This is a genomic window from Streptomyces sp. NPDC090045, assembly GCF_044747975.1.
In the GTDB taxonomy this organism is placed as follows: domain Bacteria; phylum Actinomycetota; class Actinomycetes; order Streptomycetales; family Streptomycetaceae; genus Streptomyces.
The window spans coordinates 157981-173981 of the sequence record NZ_JBIVFA010000011.1; the positions used below are offsets into that span (position 1 = coordinate 157981).

Below are 16001 nucleotides of genomic sequence, written 5' to 3' on the forward strand. Positions count from 1 at the left end.
GTTTTCCCGTTCCCGGGCCCGTGCCGGCCCGCGGACTACGGCTGGTCCGCCGCCGCGCGGCGCGACATCCGCGGGCCGCCCGCCCCGCCCCGTCCTGCTTGCCGGGACACCCGGGCCGCGCCCCCGCGCTCACCGGGGCCGTGCTGAGCCCGCCCGACCAGGGCCTCGCGGCTCAGCTCCCGCCCCTCGGCCGCGTACGCCGCGTACCGCTCGGCGCCCAGCAGCTCGCCCGCCCGCTCCAGGCACATCAGCCGAGGGGCGTTGAAGTACCCCGAGCCGAACAGCTGCAGCCCCACCCCGCCCCACATCGGCTCCGCCGCCCCCTGCAGCAGCGCGGCCTCGGCCGGATCGCCCTCCGCGACGGTGACCAGCGCCAGCAGCTCCAGCGCGAGCACCAGCCCGATCAGATCGTGGAACGCGTCGTTGATCGCCACGCACTCGTTGAGCAGCCGCCGGGCCTCCTGCGCGTCCCCCGCGTCCAGGGCCGCGTACGCGAGCACGTACAGGGCGTAGGCCTTCGTCCAGCGCTCCCCGCGCTCCTCGCAGATCTCCCGGACCTCGCGGCACAGCGTGAGCGCGCCCGGCAGATCGCCCTGGAAGGCCAGCGCCATCCCCAGTTCCACCTGGCACATCAGCACGTTGCTGTTCAGCTCCCCGAGCGCCCGGTACCGCTCCAGCGCCGTGCCCAGCAGCTCCCGGGCCCGGGCCATGTCGTCCGAGACCAGCGCCAGACAGCCCAGCCGGTGCACCGCGTAGGCCGAGGCGAGGGCGTTCCCGCTCTGCGCCGCCGCGTCCCGGCACTCGTACAGGGCGCTCATCGAGGCCGCCGCGTCCCCCTGCAGGGCCGCGACGTAGCCCAGTACCCACAGGGCCTTGAGCCGCGAGTTCTCGTACTCCGTGAGCGCCCCGCCCGTCCGCTCCAGGGTCCGGTCCAGCCAGTGCCGCCCCTCGGTCAGGCGCCCGCAGCCCGCCCAGTAGAACCACAGGGTGCCCGCCAGGTACTGGCCCAGGTGCACCTCGTCCGGCTCGTCCAGACAGCACTCCAGGGCGAGCCGCAGATTCGGCAGCTCCGCCTCCACCAGTGCGGCGACCTCCTGCTGGCGGGGGCTGAACCAGTCCAGCTCGCACCAGGTCGCCAGCCCCATGTACCAGTCCCGGTGCCGCCTGCGCAGCCGCCGGGCGTCGCCCAGCGACTCCAGCCAGCCCGCCCCGTACACCCGTACGGTCTCCAGCATCCCGAAGCGGACCCCGGCGGCCGTCTCCTCGCGGACCAGCAGGGACTGGTCCTGCAGCTCCCCGACGAGGTCCAGGACGTCCTCCACCGGCAGGTCCGGACCCGCGCACACGTATTCGGCGGCGTCCAGGTCGAACCGCCCGGCGAACACCGACAGCCGCGCCCACAGCAGCCGCTGCGCGGGCGTGCACAGCTCGTGGCTCCAGCCGATCGCCGTACGCAGCGCCCGGTGCCGGGGCAGCGCCCCGCGCGCGCCGCCCGTCAGCAGCGCGAAGCGGTCCTCCAGCCGGGCCAGCACCTGCACGGGGGACAGGGTCCGCAGCCGGGCCGCCGCCAGCTCCAGGGCGAGCGGGATCCCGTCGAGGCGCTCGCACACCTCGACCAGCGCGTCCCGGTTCGCCGCGGTCACCTCGAAGGCCGGATCGGCCGCGCGGGCCCGCGCCGCCAGCAGGGCCAGCGCCTCCTCCGGGGCCGGCGGGGCCAGCGGGAAGGCCAGCTCCCCGTCCACGGCGAGCGGGCGCCGGCCCGCCGCGAGCACCCGCAGGCCGGGGCAGCGGCGCAGCAGATTCCCCACCAGGTCCGCGGTCTCGTCGACCAGCTGCTCGAAGCCGTCCAGGACCAGCAGCAGCCGCCGTCCGGCCAGGTGCTCGGCCAGGACGGTCCGCGGCGGCCGGGTGGTGTGGTCGGTCAGCCCGAGGGCCTCGGAGACGGTCAGCTCCAGCAGCGCGGGATCCCGTACGGACGCCAGCTCGGCCAGCCACACTCCGTCGCCGTGCCGGTCCTGCGCCGTCCGTGCCGCGAGCGTCCCGTCCGTCCCCTGCGCTCCGCGCGCCCCCTGCGCCACCTCGGCGGCCGACCGGGCGGCCGCCAGCACGAGCCGGGACTTGCCCACCCCGCCCACCCCGGTCACCGTCACCAGCCGGGAGGAGTCCAGGAGCCGTCCCAGCTCGGCGAGTTCGGCACCCCGCCCGATGAACCGGCCCAGCTCCGAGGGAAGATTGCCCCAGGGCCTGTCTCGCAGGGGTCTGCGTCGCATGGGACACGGAGGGTACTGGTCCGGATGCGCTGCGTTCAAGGCGGTGCCTTCCGACCCCTATTCCGGTACGGCCGGGGATCCCCGGCGCGATAGGGTCGGAGGATCGTTGAGGAATCGGTGCAGCCGGCAGTTCAGGCGCAGACAGAGAGCGGTGTGACGTGTCCGGTGTAGAGGTGGCCGGGATCATCGTGGCCGTCTTCTGGGCCATTCTGATCTCCTTCCTCGCCGTGGCGCTGGCGAGGCTGGCCCAGGTGCTCAGGGCGACCACCAAGCTGGTGGCCGACGTGACCGACCAGGCCGTTCCGCTGCTGGCCGACGCCTCCACGACCGTCCGCTCCGCGCGCACCCAGCTGGACCGGGTCGACGCCATCGCGAGCGACGTCCAGGAGGTCACCTCCAACGCCTCCGCACTCTCCTCCACCGTGGCCACCGCCTTCGGCGGGCCGTTGGTGAAGGTCGCGGCCTTCGGCTACGGCGTCCGCAAGGCGCTGGGCAAGGGGGATGCCGCGGCGCCGGGCGGCATGCCGCCGAAGGCATCCCGACGTAACGTGATCGTTGGCCGTACGGTGCCGCCCGCCCGGCGCCGGAAGCAGAAGGGCTGAGACCGCCGATGTTCCGCCGAGCCTTCTGGTTCACCGCAGGCGCAGCCGCCGGCGTGTGGGCCACCACCAAGGTCAACCGTCAGCTCAAGAAGCTGACGCCGGAGAGTCTCGCAGCCCAGGCGGCCGACAAGGCCGTGGAGGCGGGGCACCGCCTCAAGGACTTCGCCCTCGACGTCAAAGCGGGAATGACGCAGCGCGAGGACGAGCTGAACGACGCACTGGGGCTCCACCAGGACCCCGACCGGCCCGACAACGTCACCGCCCTCCCCGGGCCGCGGCGGCTGCGGGCCATCGAGAACACCAAGACCACCCACCGCCCCACGTTTTCGTACGACCGGAATGAGGACCACTGATGGAGTCGGCTGAAATTCGCCGCCGCTGGCTGAGCTTCTTCGAGGAGCGCGGTCACGCCGTTGTCCCTTCGGCGTCGCTCATCGCGGACGACCCGACTCTGCTGCTGGTCAACGCGGGCATGGTCCCCTTCAAGCCGTACTTCCTCGGCGAGACCAAGCCCCCGGCCCCCCGCGCCACCAGCGTGCAGAAGTGCGTCCGTACGCCGGACATCGAAGAGGTCGGCAAGACCACCCGCCACGGCACGTTCTTCCAGATGTGCGGCAACTTCTCCTTCGGGGACTACTTCAAGGAAGGCGCCATCCAGTACGCCTGGGAGCTGCTCACCAGCTCCGTGGCGGACGGCGGCTACGGCCTGGAGCCGGAGAAGCTCTGGATCACCGTCTACCTCGACGACGACGAGGCCGAGCAGATCTGGCGCGAGAAGATCGGCGTTCCCGCCGAGCGGATCCAGCGCCTGGGCAAGAAGGACAACTTCTGGTCCATGGGCGTCCCGGGTCCCTGCGGCCCGTGCTCGGAGATCAACTACGACCGCGGCCCCGAGTTCGGCGTCGAGGGCGGCCCGGCCGTCAACGACGAGCGCTACGTGGAGATCTGGAACCTGGTCTTCATGCAGTACGAGCGCGGCGCCGGCGACGGGAAGGAAGACTTCCCGATCCTCGGTGACCTGCCGTCGAAGAACATCGACACGGGTCTCGGCCTCGAACGCCTCGCGATGATCCTGCAGGGCGTGCAGAACATGTACGAGACCGACACCCTGCGCGTGGTCATGGACAAGGCCACCGAGCTGACCGGCGTGCGGTACGGCGCCGCCCAGAGCACCGACGTGTCGATGCGCGTGGTCGCCGACCACATCCGCACCTCCGTGATGCTCATCGGCGACGGCGTGACCCCCGGCAACGAGGGCCGCGGCTACGTGCTGCGCCGCATCATGCGCCGTGCCATCCGCAACATGCGCCTCATGGGCGCCACGGGCCCGGTCGTCCAGGACCTGGTCGACGTCGTGATCAACACGATGGGCCAGCAGTACCCGGAGCTCGTCACCGACCGCAAGCGCATCGAGACCGTCGCGCTCGCCGAAGAGGCCGCCTTCCTCAAGGCCGTCAAGGGCGGCACCAACATCCTCGACACCGCCGTGACCGAGACCAAGGCCGCCGGCGGCACGGTCCTCTCCGGCGACAAGGCGTTCCTGCTCCACGACACCTGGGGCTTCCCGATCGACCTCACCCTGGAGATGGCCGCCGAGCAGGGCCTCTCCGTGGACGAGACCGGCTTCCGCCGCCTGATGCAGGAGCAGCGCGACCGGGCCAAGGCCGACGCCAAGGCCAAGAAGACCGGCCACGCGGACATGTCCGCCTACCGGGAGATCGCCGACGGCTCCGGCGCCACCGAGTTCACCGGCTACGCCACCACCCAGGGCGAGTCCACCATCGTCGGCCTCCTGGTCAACGGCGTCTCCGCGCCCGCCGCCTCCGAGGGCGACGAGGTCGAGGTCGTCCTCGACCGCACCCCCTTCTACGCCGAGGGCGGCGGTCAGCTCGCCGACCAGGGCCGCATCAAGCTCGACACGGGCGCCGTCATCGAGGTCCGCGACGTCCAGCAGCCCGTCCCCGGTGTCTCCGTGCACAAGGGCTCCGTCCAGGTCGGCGAGGTGACGGTGGGCGCCTCCGCGTACGCCGCCATCGACATCAAGCGCCGCCGGGCCATCGCCCGCGCCCACTCGGCCACCCACCTGACCCACCAGGCGCTGCGCGACGCCCTCGGCCCGACCGCCGCCCAGGCCGGTTCGGAGAACTCCCCGGGCCGCTTCCGCTTCGACTTCGGTTCGCCGAACGCCGTTCCCGGCTCGGTCCTCACCGACGTCGAGCAGAAGATCAACGACGTGCTCTCGCGCGAGCTGGACGTCACCGCCGAGATCATGAGCATCGACGAGGCCAAGAAGCAGGGCGCCATCGCCGAGTTCGGCGAGAAGTACGGCGAGCGCGTGCGCGTCGTCACCATCGGCGACTTCTCCAAGGAGCTGTGCGGCGGCACGCACGTCGGCAACACCTCCCAGCTGGGCCTGGTGAAGCTGCTCGGCGAGTCCTCCATCGGCTCCGGCGTGCGCCGTGTCGAGGCCCTCGTCGGCGTGGACGCGTACAACTTCCTCGCCAAGGAGCACACGGTCGTCGCCCAGCTCCAGGAGCTCGTCAAGGGCCGTCCGGAGGAGCTGCCGGAGAAGATCGCCTCCATGCTCGGCAAGCTGAAGGACGCCGAGAAGGAGATCGAGAAGTTCCGCGCGGAGAAGGTCCTGCAGGCCGCCGCCGGTCTCGCCGCGAACGCCCAGGACATCCACGGCGTCGCCCTGGTCGTCGGCCAGGTGGCGGACGGCATCGGCGCCGACGACCTGCGCAAGCTGGTCCTCGACGTCCGCGTCCGGATCCCCGGCGACCGCCCGGCCGTCGTGGCCCTGTTCACCGTGGCGAACGACCGCCCGCTGACCGTCATCGCCACCAACGAGGCGGCCCGCGAGCGCGGCCTCAAGGCCGGCGACCTGGTCCGTACGGCCGCCAAGACCCTCGGCGGCGGCGGTGGCGGCAAGCCGGACGTCGCCCAGGGCGGCGGCCAGAACCCGGCCGCCATCCCGGAGGCCATCAGCGCCGTCGAGCGCCTCGTCGTCGAGACGGCCTGACGATGACGCTGCGCCGTGGCCGCCGGCTCGCCATCGACGTCGGGGACGCCCGGATCGGGGTCGCCTCGTGCGACCCCGACGGGGTGCTCGCCACGCCGGTGGAAACCGTTCCGGGCCGGGACATCCCCTTCGCCCACCGGCGGCTGCGGCAGCTCGTCGAGGAGTACGAGCCCCTCGAAGTCGTGGTCGGCCTCCCCCGCTCGCTCAGCGGGCGGGAGGGGCCGGCCGCGGTCAAGGTGCGCGCCTTCGCGAACGAACTCGCCAAGGGCATCAAGCCGGTGACGGTCCGTCTGGTGGACGAGCGGATGACCACGGTCACCGCCGCCCAGGGGCTGCGGGCCTCCGGAAAGAACGCCAAGAAGGGCCGGTCGGTCATCGACCAGGCGGCCGCTGTGGTGATCCTTCAGAACGCTCTTGAGACCGAACGGGTATCAGGTAATCCGCCTGGTGAGTGCGTCGAAGTGGTTGTCTGATCGCGATACGGTAACGTTCCGCGCGATGAGACGGCATTCGAACAGCCGTCGCCCACCGTCAAAGAGGCGGAACCGGGTGCCACGGACGACGGAGTCCGTGGCCTCCGTCTCGCGGCTCTAGGGGACCGATGACTGAGTATGGCCGGGGCCGTGGCCCCGAACCCTGGCACCCCGAGGATCCCCTGTACGGGGACCAGGGGTGGACCGGGCACCAGACCCAGCAGGGCCAGGTGCCCTACGGCGGTGCCCCGCAGCAGGAGTACCCGCAGGAGCCCCAGTACCAGCAGCAGTACCCACCGCAGTACCAGCAGTACCCGGAGTACGAGCAGCAGCAGTACCAGCAACAGCAGTACCAGCAGCAGTACCCCGACCAGCAGCAGTACGCCGCGCAGCAGGAGGCCTACGCCCCGCAGCAGCAGGCGTACGCGCCACAGCCGCAGCAGCAGGCCTACGCCCCGCAGCAGACGCAGCCCCACCCCCAGCAGCCGGTGTACGACAACCAGGGCTGGGACACCGGCCAGGGCCAGTACGCGGCCGCCGCGCAGGCCGACCCCTACGTGGGCGCGGACCCGTACGCGCAGCAGTCCGTCTCCGGCTACCCCGGCGAGGCACCCGACCTCTACACCACGCCCGAGGCCTACCCGCCGCCGCAGCCCCCGGGCCGGCGCCACCTGGAGCCGGAACCGGTCGAGGAGGAGGCGGAGGAGCCCGAGGGCGGCTTCTTCGCCGGCGGCGGTCGCGACGGCGACGACGACGGTGACGAGTCCGACGACGGTCGCCGCGGCGGCCGCTCGAAGGGCGGCAAGCCGAAGAAGCGCAGCGGCATGGCCTGCCTGATCGCCGCCGTCGTCATCATCGGCGTGGTCGGCGGTGGCGGCTACTACGGCTACGGCTACCTCAAGGCCAGGTTCGGCGCCGCCGAGGACTTCGCGGGCGAGGGCACGGACGAGCTGGTCGACGTGGAGATCCCCAAGGGTGCGCTCCTGGGGCAGATGGGCCGCATCCTCAAGGACGCCGGCGTGGTCGCCAGCGCCCAGGCCTTCGTCGACGCCGCGAACAACAACCCCAGGGGCAAGTTGATCCAGCCCGGCACCTACCCGATGAACAAGAAGATGTCGGCCGCGGCCGCCGTCGCGCTGATGATCGACCCCTCCAAGCTCAACGTCATCACCGTCGCCGAGGGCATGCGCAACACCAAGGTGTACGAGGCGATCGACAAGAAGCTGGGCAAGCCCAACGGCACCACCAAGGACATCGCGCTGCGCGAGGCCAAGAACCTCGGCCTGCCGGCCTGGGCGGGCGGCGACCCGAAGCTGATGGACCCGCTCGAAGGCTTCCTCTACCCGACGCGCTACGACCTGAGCAAGGACAGCACCCCCGAGTCCCTGCTCAAGGAGATGGTCAAGAACGCGACCGCCAAGTACACGGAGCTGGGCGTCGAGGGCAAGGCCAAGGAACTGGGCCTGGACAACCCGCTCCAGGTGGTCACGGTCGCCAGCCTCGTCAACGCGGAGGGCAAGAACCACGACGACTTCCGCAAGATGTCCGAGGTCGTCTTCAACCGCATGAAGAAGACCAACGACGTCACGAACCAGAAGATCGAGTTCGACTCGACGTACAACTACGCCAAGAACCAGAGCGAGATCAACTTCAACCTCAAGGAAGCCCAGGCGTTCAACCACCCCTACAACACGCACTTCATCAAGGGGCTGCCGGTCGGCCCGATCGGCAACCCGGGGCTGGACGCACTGACCGCTACGCTCAACCCGGATCACGGCGGCTGGATGTTCTTCGTGTCGGTCGACGGCAACACGACGACCTTCACCAAGACCTACGACGAGCACCTCAAGCTCGTCGCCGAGTTCCAGGAGCGACAGAAGCAGAAGAACGGCGGTTAGCAGGACATGTCACGCATAAGGGCCGCGGTGCTGGGTTCGCCCATCGAGCACTCCCTCTCACCGGTGCTGCACCGCGCCGCCTACCAGGAGCTCGGCCTCGACGACTGGTCGTACGACCGCTTCGAGATCGACGAGGCCGCGCTCCCGGAGTTCGTCGCCGGACTCGGCCCCGAGTGGGCCGGGCTGTCGCTGACGATGCCGCTCAAGCGGGCGATCATTCCGCTGCTGGACGGCATCAGCGAGACGGCCGCCTCCGTCGAGGCGGTCAACACGGTCGTCCTCACGAAGGACGGCCGGCGCCTCGGCGACAACACCGACATCCCCGGCATCGTCGCCGCGCTCCACGAGCGCGGCGTCGAGAAGGTGCCCTCGGCGGCGGTCCTCGGCGCCGGAGCCACCGCCTCCTCGGCGCTGGCCGCGCTCTCGCGGATCTGCTCCGGCGAGGTCACGGTGTACGTCCGCTCGCGGGCGCGCGCCGACGAGATGAGGCAGTGGGGCGAGCGGCTCGGAGTCCCCGTCCGCACGGCCGACTGGGCGGAGGCGGCCGGGGCGCTGGCCGCGCCGCTGGTCATCGCCACCACCCCGGCGGGGGCCACCGACGAACTGGCCGCCGCCGTGCCCGATGCCCCGGGCACCCTCTTCGACGTCCTCTACGACCCCTGGCCCACGGCCCTCGCCGCCGCCTGGTCGGGGCGCGGGGGCAAGCTCCTCGGCGGCCTGGACCTCCTGGTGCACCAGGCGGTCTTCCAGGTCGAGCAGATGACCGGCCGCTCCCCGGCGCCCCTCGAGGTGATGCGGGCTGCGGGTCTCGCGGCCCTCTCGGGATCCCACTGAGGTTCCGGCGAAACGGGGTGATCCCGTCAAGTTCGACGATCTTGGCGGGAAATCGCATACTCGCCGGTAATGTCACCCGTTAGGCTGTTCACCTGCATATTCACAGGGGGACGGGATGGACGGGGCAGACACGGAGCAGGTACTCGCGTCGAAGTGGGACCTGCCCTTCGCGCTGTTGAGCCTCGCCAGGGTGGCCTTCGGAGACCTGCCGCTCTGGGCCAAGGCCACCGTTTTCGGACTACTAGGTTCCGTCGGCGTGTGGACGGGGATCACCTGGCTCCGCGGACGCCGCGGCGGGGTCCGCTGACCAGCGGGGCGTCCGATAGCTGGACCGGGGCCCGGGAAACCGCTCCGGACATGGGAGGATTCGGGTGAGGCGGGTCCGGGCCGCGCACCCCGATCGCGCCGTCGCTGTACCAGGCGCGAGCATGAGGAGCATCGTTGAGCAGGTTGCGTTGGCTGACCGCCGGGGAGTCGCACGGACCGGCACTGGTGGCGACGCTGGAGGGCCTTCCCGCCGGCGTCCCGGTCACCACCGAGCTGGTGGCCGACCACCTGGCCCGGCGCCGGCTCGGCTATGGCCGCGGTGCCCGGATGAAGTTCGAGCAGGACGAGATCACCTTCCTGGGCGGCGTCCGGCACGGCCTGTCGCTGGGTTCGCCCGTGGCCGTCATGGTCGGCAACAGCGAATGGCCCAAGTGGGAGACGGTCATGTCGGCCGACCCCGTGGACCCCTCGCTGCTCAAGGACACCGGCCGTAACGCGCCGCTCACCCGCCCGCGGCCCGGCCACGCCGACCTCGCGGGCATGCAGAAGTACGGCTTCGACGAGGCCCGGCCGATCCTGGAGCGCGCCAGCGCCCGCGAGACCGCCGCCCGCGTCGCCCTCGGCGCGATCGCCCGCTCCTTCCTCAAGGAGGTCGCCGGCATCGAGATCGTCTCGCACGTGGTGGAACTGGCCGCGGCCAAGGCCCCGTACGGCGTCTACCCGACCCCGGCCGACGTCGAGAAGCTCGACGCCGACCCGGTGCGCTGCCTCGACGCCGATGCCAGCAAGGCGATGGTCGCGGAGATCGACCAGGCCCACAAGGACGGCGACACCCTCGGCGGAGTCGTCGAGGTGCTCGCGTACGGGGTCCCCGTCGGCCTCGGCTCGCACGTCCACTGGGACCGCCGCCTCGACGCGCGCCTGGCCGGTGCCCTCATGGGCATCCAGGCCATCAAGGGCGTCGAGGTCGGTGACGGCTTCGACCTCGCCCGCGTACCCGGCTCGAAGGCGCACGACGAGATCGTCTCCACCCCCGAGGGCCTCAAGCGCACCTCCGGCCGCGCCGGCGGCACCGAGGGCGGTCTGACCACCGGTGAGCTGCTGCGCGTCCGGGCCGCGATGAAGCCCATCGCGACCGTCCCGCGCGCCCTGGCGACCGTCGACGTGGCGACCGGCGAGGCGACGGTGGCCCACCACCAGCGCTCCGACGTGTGCGCCGTGCCGGCCGCGGGCATCGTGGCCGAGGCCATGGTCGCCCTCGTGCTGGCCGACGCCGTCGTCGAGAAGTTCGGCGGCGACTCGGTCCCCGAGACCCGCCGCAACGTCCGGTCGTACCTCGACAACCTGCAGATCCGGTGACGCGCGGACCGCTGGTCGTCCTCGTCGGCCCCATGGGGTCCGGCAAGTCCACGGTGGGGGCGCTGCTGGCCGAGCGGCTCGGCGTCCACTACCGGGACACCGACGCGGACATCGTCGCGGCCCAGGGCCGGGAGATCTCCGACCTCTTCGTCGACGAGGGCGAGCCGTACTTCCGCGAGCTGGAGCGGGAGGCGGTCGCCGCCGCCGTCGCCGAGCACACCGGAGTCCTCGCCCTCGGCGGCGGCGCCGTCCTCGACGAGGGCACCCGCAAGCTGCTCACCGGCCTGCCCGTCGCCTACCTGTCGATGGACGTCGAGGAAGCCGTACGGCGCGTGGGCCTCGGCGCCGCGCGCCCGCTGCTCGCCGTCAACCCGCGCCGCCAGTGGCGCGAGCTGATGGAGGCGCGGCGCCCCCTCTACACCGAAGTCGCGCGCGTCGTGGTGGCCACCGACGACCGCACCCCCGAAGAGGTCGCCCAGGCGGTCCTCGACGCTCTGGAGTTGAAGGACGTATGACAGACCAGGTGACGCGGATCCAGGTCGGCGCGAGCGCCGGACACGACGCGTACGACGTGCTCGTCGGGCGACAGCTGCTCGGCGAGCTCGGCTCCCTGATCGGTACGAAGGCCCAGCGGGTCGCCGTGATCCACCCCGAGGCGCTCGCCTCGACCGGTGAGGCGCTGCGCGACGACCTCGCCGAGCAGGGCTACGAGGCGGTCGCCATCCAGGTGCCGAACGCCGAAGAGGCCAAGACCATCGAGGTCGCCGCCTACTGCTGGAAGGCCCTCGGCCAGTCCGGCTTCACCCGCACCGACGTCATCGTCGGCGTCGGCGGCGGAGCCACCACCGACCTCGCGGGCTTCGTGGCGGCCGGCTGGCTGCGCGGGGTGCGCTGGGTCGCCGTCCCGACCACCGTCCTCGCGATGGTGGACGCGGCCGTCGGCGGCAAGACCGGCATCAACACCGCCGAGGGCAAGAACCTGGTCGGCGCCTTCCACCCGCCGGCCGGCGTGCTGTGCGACCTCGCGGCGCTGGACTCGCTGCCGGTCAACGACTACGTCAGCGGCCTCGCCGAGATCATCAAGGCCGGATTCATCTCCGACCCGAAGATCCTCGACCTGATCGAGGCGGACCCGCAGGCGGCCCGCACGCCCGAGGGCCCGCACACCGCCGAGCTCATCGTGCGCTCCATCCAGGTCAAGGCCGACGTGGTCTCCAGCGACCTCAAGGAGTCGGGCCTGCGCGAGATCCTCAACTACGGCCACACCCTCGCGCACGCCATCGAGAAGAACGAGCGCTACAAGTGGCGGCACGGCGCGGCCGTCTCGGTCGGCATGGTCTTCGCCGCCGAACTCGGCCGGCTCGCGGGCCGGCTCGACGACGCGACCGCCGACCGGCACAAGGAGATCCTCGCCGCCGTCGGGCTGCCGCTCACCTACCGCGGCGACCAGTGGCCCAAGCTGCTCCAGACCATGCAGGTCGACAAGAAGTCCCGCGGCAACCTGCTGCGCTTCATCGTCCTCGACGGACTGGCCAAGCCGACCGTCCTGGAGGGCCCCGACCCGGCGCACCTGATCGCCGCCTACGGGGAGGTGTCCGCGTGAGCCGCCGGGTGTTCGTGCTGAACGGGCCGAACCTGGGCCGGCTCGGCTCGCGCGAGCCCGACGTGTACGGGGCCACCTCGTACGCCGGCCTGGTCGAGAGCTGCCGCACGCTGGGCGAGGAGCTCGGCTTCGACGTCGAGGTCCGGGAGACCAACGACGAGGGCGAACTCGTGCGCTGGCTGCACGAGGCGGCTGACGGGAAGGTCCCCGTGGTCATCAACCCCGGGGCCTTCACCCACTACTCGTACGCCATGCGGGACGCGGCCGCGCAGCGCACGGCGCCGCTGATCGAGGTGCACATCTCGAACCCGTACGCCCGCGAGGAGTTCCGGCACACCTCGGTCATCGCGGCCGTGGCGACCGGCACGGTGGCCGGCTTCGGCATCGGTTCGTACAGGCTCGCGCTGCGCGCACTGGCGGACGAGATCTCCACCTGACACTCTGCCTGCGGTGCTGGTGGACGCTCTGACCTCTGCGGTCATATAACGTTCTCGCATCAGTCGCCGGAACGAGACGGAGTGGCAGCGGATGCACCAAGGAGTGGGGGGCGGGGGAGCGGGCTGGGGACAGCCGGGACACCACCCGGCGGCGCCCCCGCAGCCGCCCATACCCCCGGCGCAGGGCTGGCCGGGCCCGCCCCGGCCACAGCCCGGGCACCAGCCGCCGCCGCCCCCGCACGCGGTGCCGCCCGTGCCGGAGGCCACCGGGCACATCCCGCTGCCGCCCGCGGTGGCGGGTACCGGAGCGGCCGTGCTCGCCGTCCTGCTGATCGGCCCGGCCGGCGCGGGCAAGACCACCGTGGCGCGGCACTGGGCCGGCACCCGGCCCGTGCCGACCGCCCACATCAGCCTGGACGACGTCCGGGAGTGGGTGTGCTCGGGCTTCGCGGACCCGCAGGCGGGCTGGAACGAGCACTCCGAGGCCCAGTACCGGCTCGCCCGCCGCACCTGCGGCTTCGCCGCCCGCAACTACCTGGCGAACGGGATCTCCTGCATCCTGGACGACGCCGTCTTCCCCGACCGGCCCGTGGTGGGCCTCGGCGGCTGGAAGCGCCACGTGGGGCCGCACCTGCTGCCCGTCGTGCTCCTGCCCGGCCTGGAGATCGTCCTGGAACGCAACGCCGAGCGGTCCGGCAACCGCCGCCTCTCCGACGAGGAGGTCGCGCGGATCCACGGCCGGATGGCCGGCTGGTACGGCTCCGGCCTGCCCATCATCGACAACTCCCACCTCGACGTCGAGGGCACGGCCCGCGCCTTGGACGAGGTGCTGGCCCGGGCCCTGACAGGGCAGTAGGCGCGGGCGGCCGCGCCCGTCCGGACGCGCTCACCAGGCCGGATCCGCGAGGCGCTCGTACGCTCGAAGACATGTCAGACGTGTACGCCGCCCGCCGGGGCCTGCTTCGCGACCGATGTGCCGCCGCGGGGAACGCCGCCGCGCTGATCACGCGTCCGGCGAACGTCCGCTACCTCTCCGGGGCCTCCCCGCTCGGCGCCGTACTGCTGGTCGGGCCCACCGAAGACGTGATGTTCTGCGCCGGTGCGCCCACCGGCGAGGCGGACGAGGGGCGCCTCGACGAGCACCTGCGGGTCTCCGTGCTGGGGAACCCGGGCGCCGACCCGGCCGTCGCGGCCGCCGACATGACCGCCGGCGTACGGGCCGACTCGCTCGCGGTGGAGGAACACCACCTCACCGTCGGCCGGCACCGGGCCCTGCGCTCGGTGGCGCCCAAGCTGCGCCTCGCCGACCTCGGCACCGCGGTGGAGCAGCAGCGCCTCGTCAAGGACGAGGAGGAGATCGCCTGCCTGCGGATCGCCGCCGAGATCGCCGACCAGGCCCTCGGCGAGCTGCTGGAGTCCATCCTCGTGGGGCGCACCGAACGGCACCTCGCCCTGGAGCTGGAGCGGCGGCTCGTCGACCACGGGGCGGACGGTCCGGCCTTCCCGACCTCCGTCGGCACCGGCCCGCACTCGGGCCGCTCCCGGCACCGGCCCTCCGACCGCCGGGTGGAGGAGGGCGACTTCCTCTCGGTCTGCCTCGGCGCCAACTACCGCGGCTACCGGTGCGAGATCGGCCGGACCTTCGTGATCGGCACCAGCCCCGCGGACTGGCAGATCGCGCTGTACGACCTCGTGTTCACCGCCCAGAGGGCCGGCCGCGAGGCCCTGGTGCCCGGCGCGGCGTACCGGGACGTGGACCATGCCGCACGCTCCGTCCTGGACTCCGCGGGCCACTCGGAAGCACTCGCTCCGTCGACCGGACACGGCGTGGGCCTCGAAATCGACGAGGACCCGCAGCTTGCACCTACGGCAATGGGTAAACTGGACGCTTGCGTGCCGGTCACCGTCGAACCGGGGGTTCACCTCCCGGGCCGGGGAGGTGTCCGGATCGATGACACGCTCGTCGTGCGCCCCGAGGCGGACGGCGGTCCCGAGCTACTCACCATTACGACCAAGGAGCTGCTCGCGCTCTAGCCCGCTCAGCCGGGCTGTGCGCGCACCCGTGGTCTTCCAGTGCAGGAGATTCCGCAACCGTGGCTTCCACGAACGACCTCAAGAACGGCATGGTGCTGAAGCTCGACGGGGGCCAGCTCTGGTCCGTCGTCGAGTTCCAGCACGTCAAGCCCGGCAAGGGCCCGGCCTTCGTGCGCACCAAGCTCAAGAACGTGCTGTCCGGCAAGGTCGTCGACAAGACGTTCAACGCCGGCGTCAAGGTCGAGACGGCCACGATCGACAAGCGTGACATGCAGTTCTCGTACATGGACGGCGAGTACTTCGTCTTCATGGACATGGACACCTACGACCAGCTGATGGTCGACCGCAAGGCCGTCGGCGACGCCGCCAACTTCCTGATCGAGGGCTTCACCGCCACCGTCGCCCAGAACGAGGGCTCGGTGCTCTTCGTCGAGCTCCCGGCCGCGGTCGAGCTCAAGATCCAGCACACCGACCCGGGCGTCCAGGGCGACCGCTCCACCGGTGGCACCAAGCCCGCCACGCTGGAGACCGGCTACGAGATCCAGGTCCCGCTCTTCGTCACCACCGGCGAGACGGTCAAGGTCGACACCCGCACCAGCGACTACCTCGGCCGGAAGAGCAACTAACCCGTGGCTGCTCGGAGCAATGCGCGCAAGCGCGCCTTCCAGATCCTTTTCGAGGCAGACCAGCGCGGCGTGCCCGTGCGCGAGGTCCTCGCGGACTGGATCCGCCACTCGCGGTCGGACGACCGGCAGCCGCCGGTCAGCGCCTTCACGATGGATCTCGTCGAGGGGTACGCCGACAAGGTGAACCGCATCGACGACCTGATCGTCACCTACGCCGTGGACTGGGAGCTCGACCGCATGCCGGTCGCGGACCGGAACATCCTGCGGCTCGGTGCCTACGAGCTGATCTGGGTGGACGACACCCCGGACGCCGTGGCCATCGACGAGGCCGTCCAGCTGGCCAAGGAGTTCTCGACGGACGAGTCGCCCTCGTTCGTGAACGGGCTGCTGGCCCGGTTCAAGGACCTGAAGCCGAGCCTGCGCCGCGAGTAGCCTCCGGCGGTTCGGCACAGCGGAGGGGCCGCCGCGCGGGGGCGGGGGGCCCCCCCCGGTTAGAGGAAAAACAAATCAGGCGGGAGGCCGGGACACCCCACGGGGGACCGCACACCCCCGGTAAAGTTAATCTGGAACAGGGCG

16 protein-coding genes are annotated in these 16001 nt (G+C 71.7%); 15 read left to right on the top strand and 1 reads right to left on the bottom strand.

The features are described 5' to 3' along the window. Positions 1 to 35: 35 nt before the first annotated feature. Positions 36 to 2270 carry an ATP-binding protein gene (locus tag ACIPYQ_RS27320; protein ID WP_401256076.1) on the bottom strand — a complete coding sequence of 745 codons (2235 nt, stop codon included), beginning with the start codon at positions 2268 to 2270 and terminating at the stop codon, positions 36 to 38. A 158-nt stretch (positions 2271 to 2428) separates the two neighbouring features. Here ACIPYQ_RS27320 and ACIPYQ_RS27325 point away from each other — a divergent pair, with 158 nt between their 5' ends. The 15 genes from ACIPYQ_RS27325 to nusB all read left to right on the top strand — a co-directional run bounded on the left by ACIPYQ_RS27325 (position 2429) and on the right by nusB (position 15857). Beyond that, the gene (locus tag ACIPYQ_RS27325) at positions 2429 to 2872 is read left to right on the top strand and encodes a DUF948 domain-containing protein (RefSeq protein WP_361767775.1); all 444 of its coding nucleotides are present in this window, start codon (positions 2429 to 2431) and stop codon (positions 2870 to 2872) included. Between the two features lie 8 nt (positions 2873 to 2880). Continuing rightward, a complete protein-coding gene (locus ACIPYQ_RS27330) occupies positions 2881 to 3225 on the top strand; it encodes a DUF6167 family protein (RefSeq protein WP_361767778.1) in 345 nt (114 codons plus the stop codon). Beyond that, positions 3225 to 5894: an alanine--tRNA ligase gene (gene alaS / locus ACIPYQ_RS27335; protein ID WP_361767781.1), complete on the top strand. Its 2670-nt coding sequence runs from the start codon at positions 3225 to 3227 to the stop codon at positions 5892 to 5894. Before ACIPYQ_RS27330 ends, alaS begins: the two co-directional genes overlap by 1 nt. Positions 5895 to 5896: 2 nt before the next feature. Beyond that, positions 5897 to 6367 (top strand): Holliday junction resolvase RuvX, encoded by a 471-nt coding sequence (gene ruvX, locus ACIPYQ_RS27340; protein ID WP_030009552.1) that lies wholly within the window; start codon positions 5897 to 5899, stop codon positions 6365 to 6367. Between the two features lie 128 nt (positions 6368 to 6495). Next, entirely contained in the window at positions 6496 to 8265 is a 1770-nt protein-coding gene (gene mltG / locus ACIPYQ_RS27345; protein ID WP_401256081.1) for an endolytic transglycosylase MltG, read from the top strand. A gap of 6 nt (positions 8266 to 8271) precedes the next feature. Further along, on the top strand, positions 8272 to 9099 hold the full coding sequence (locus ACIPYQ_RS27350; protein WP_401256084.1) for a shikimate dehydrogenase: 828 nt from the start codon (positions 8272 to 8274) through the stop codon (positions 9097 to 9099). A gap of 115 nt (positions 9100 to 9214) precedes the next feature. Further along, positions 9215 to 9406 carry a hypothetical protein gene (locus ACIPYQ_RS27355; RefSeq protein WP_361767791.1) on the top strand — a complete coding sequence of 64 codons (192 nt, stop codon included), beginning with the start codon at positions 9215 to 9217 and terminating at the stop codon, positions 9404 to 9406. 134 nt (positions 9407 to 9540) lie between these two features. After that, positions 9541 to 10725: a chorismate synthase gene (gene aroC, locus ACIPYQ_RS27360; RefSeq protein WP_401256087.1), complete on the top strand. Its 1185-nt coding sequence runs from the start codon at positions 9541 to 9543 to the stop codon at positions 10723 to 10725. Next, a complete protein-coding gene (locus tag ACIPYQ_RS27365) occupies positions 10722 to 11240 on the top strand; it encodes a shikimate kinase (protein ID WP_361767797.1) in 519 nt (172 codons plus the stop codon). Before aroC ends, ACIPYQ_RS27365 begins: the two co-directional genes overlap by 4 nt. Next, complete coding sequence (aroB, locus tag ACIPYQ_RS27370) at positions 11237 to 12328, top strand: 3-dehydroquinate synthase (RefSeq protein WP_401256092.1); 1092 nt, start codon at positions 11237 to 11239, stop codon at positions 12326 to 12328. The genes ACIPYQ_RS27365 and aroB overlap by 4 nt, the downstream gene beginning before the upstream one ends. Then, entirely contained in the window at positions 12325 to 12765 is a 441-nt protein-coding gene (aroQ, locus tag ACIPYQ_RS27375) for a type II 3-dehydroquinate dehydratase (protein ID WP_361767803.1), read from the top strand. The genes aroB and aroQ overlap by 4 nt, the downstream gene beginning before the upstream one ends. A 91-nt stretch (positions 12766 to 12856) precedes the next feature. Continuing rightward, positions 12857 to 13621: an AAA family ATPase gene (locus tag ACIPYQ_RS27380; protein WP_401256094.1), complete on the top strand. Its 765-nt coding sequence runs from the start codon at positions 12857 to 12859 to the stop codon at positions 13619 to 13621. Between the two features lie 71 nt (positions 13622 to 13692). Next, a complete protein-coding gene (locus ACIPYQ_RS27385; protein ID WP_361767809.1) occupies positions 13693 to 14799 on the top strand; it encodes an aminopeptidase P family protein in 1107 nt (368 codons plus the stop codon). A gap of 59 nt (positions 14800 to 14858) precedes the next feature. Beyond that, the gene (gene efp / locus ACIPYQ_RS27390; RefSeq protein ID WP_401256097.1) at positions 14859 to 15425 is read left to right on the top strand and encodes an elongation factor P; all 567 of its coding nucleotides are present in this window, start codon (positions 14859 to 14861) and stop codon (positions 15423 to 15425) included. A 3-nt stretch (positions 15426 to 15428) separates the two neighbouring features. Further along, the gene (nusB, locus tag ACIPYQ_RS27395) at positions 15429 to 15857 is read left to right on the top strand and encodes a transcription antitermination factor NusB (protein ID WP_351591288.1); all 429 of its coding nucleotides are present in this window, start codon (positions 15429 to 15431) and stop codon (positions 15855 to 15857) included. Positions 15858 to 16001 lie beyond the last annotated feature (144 nt).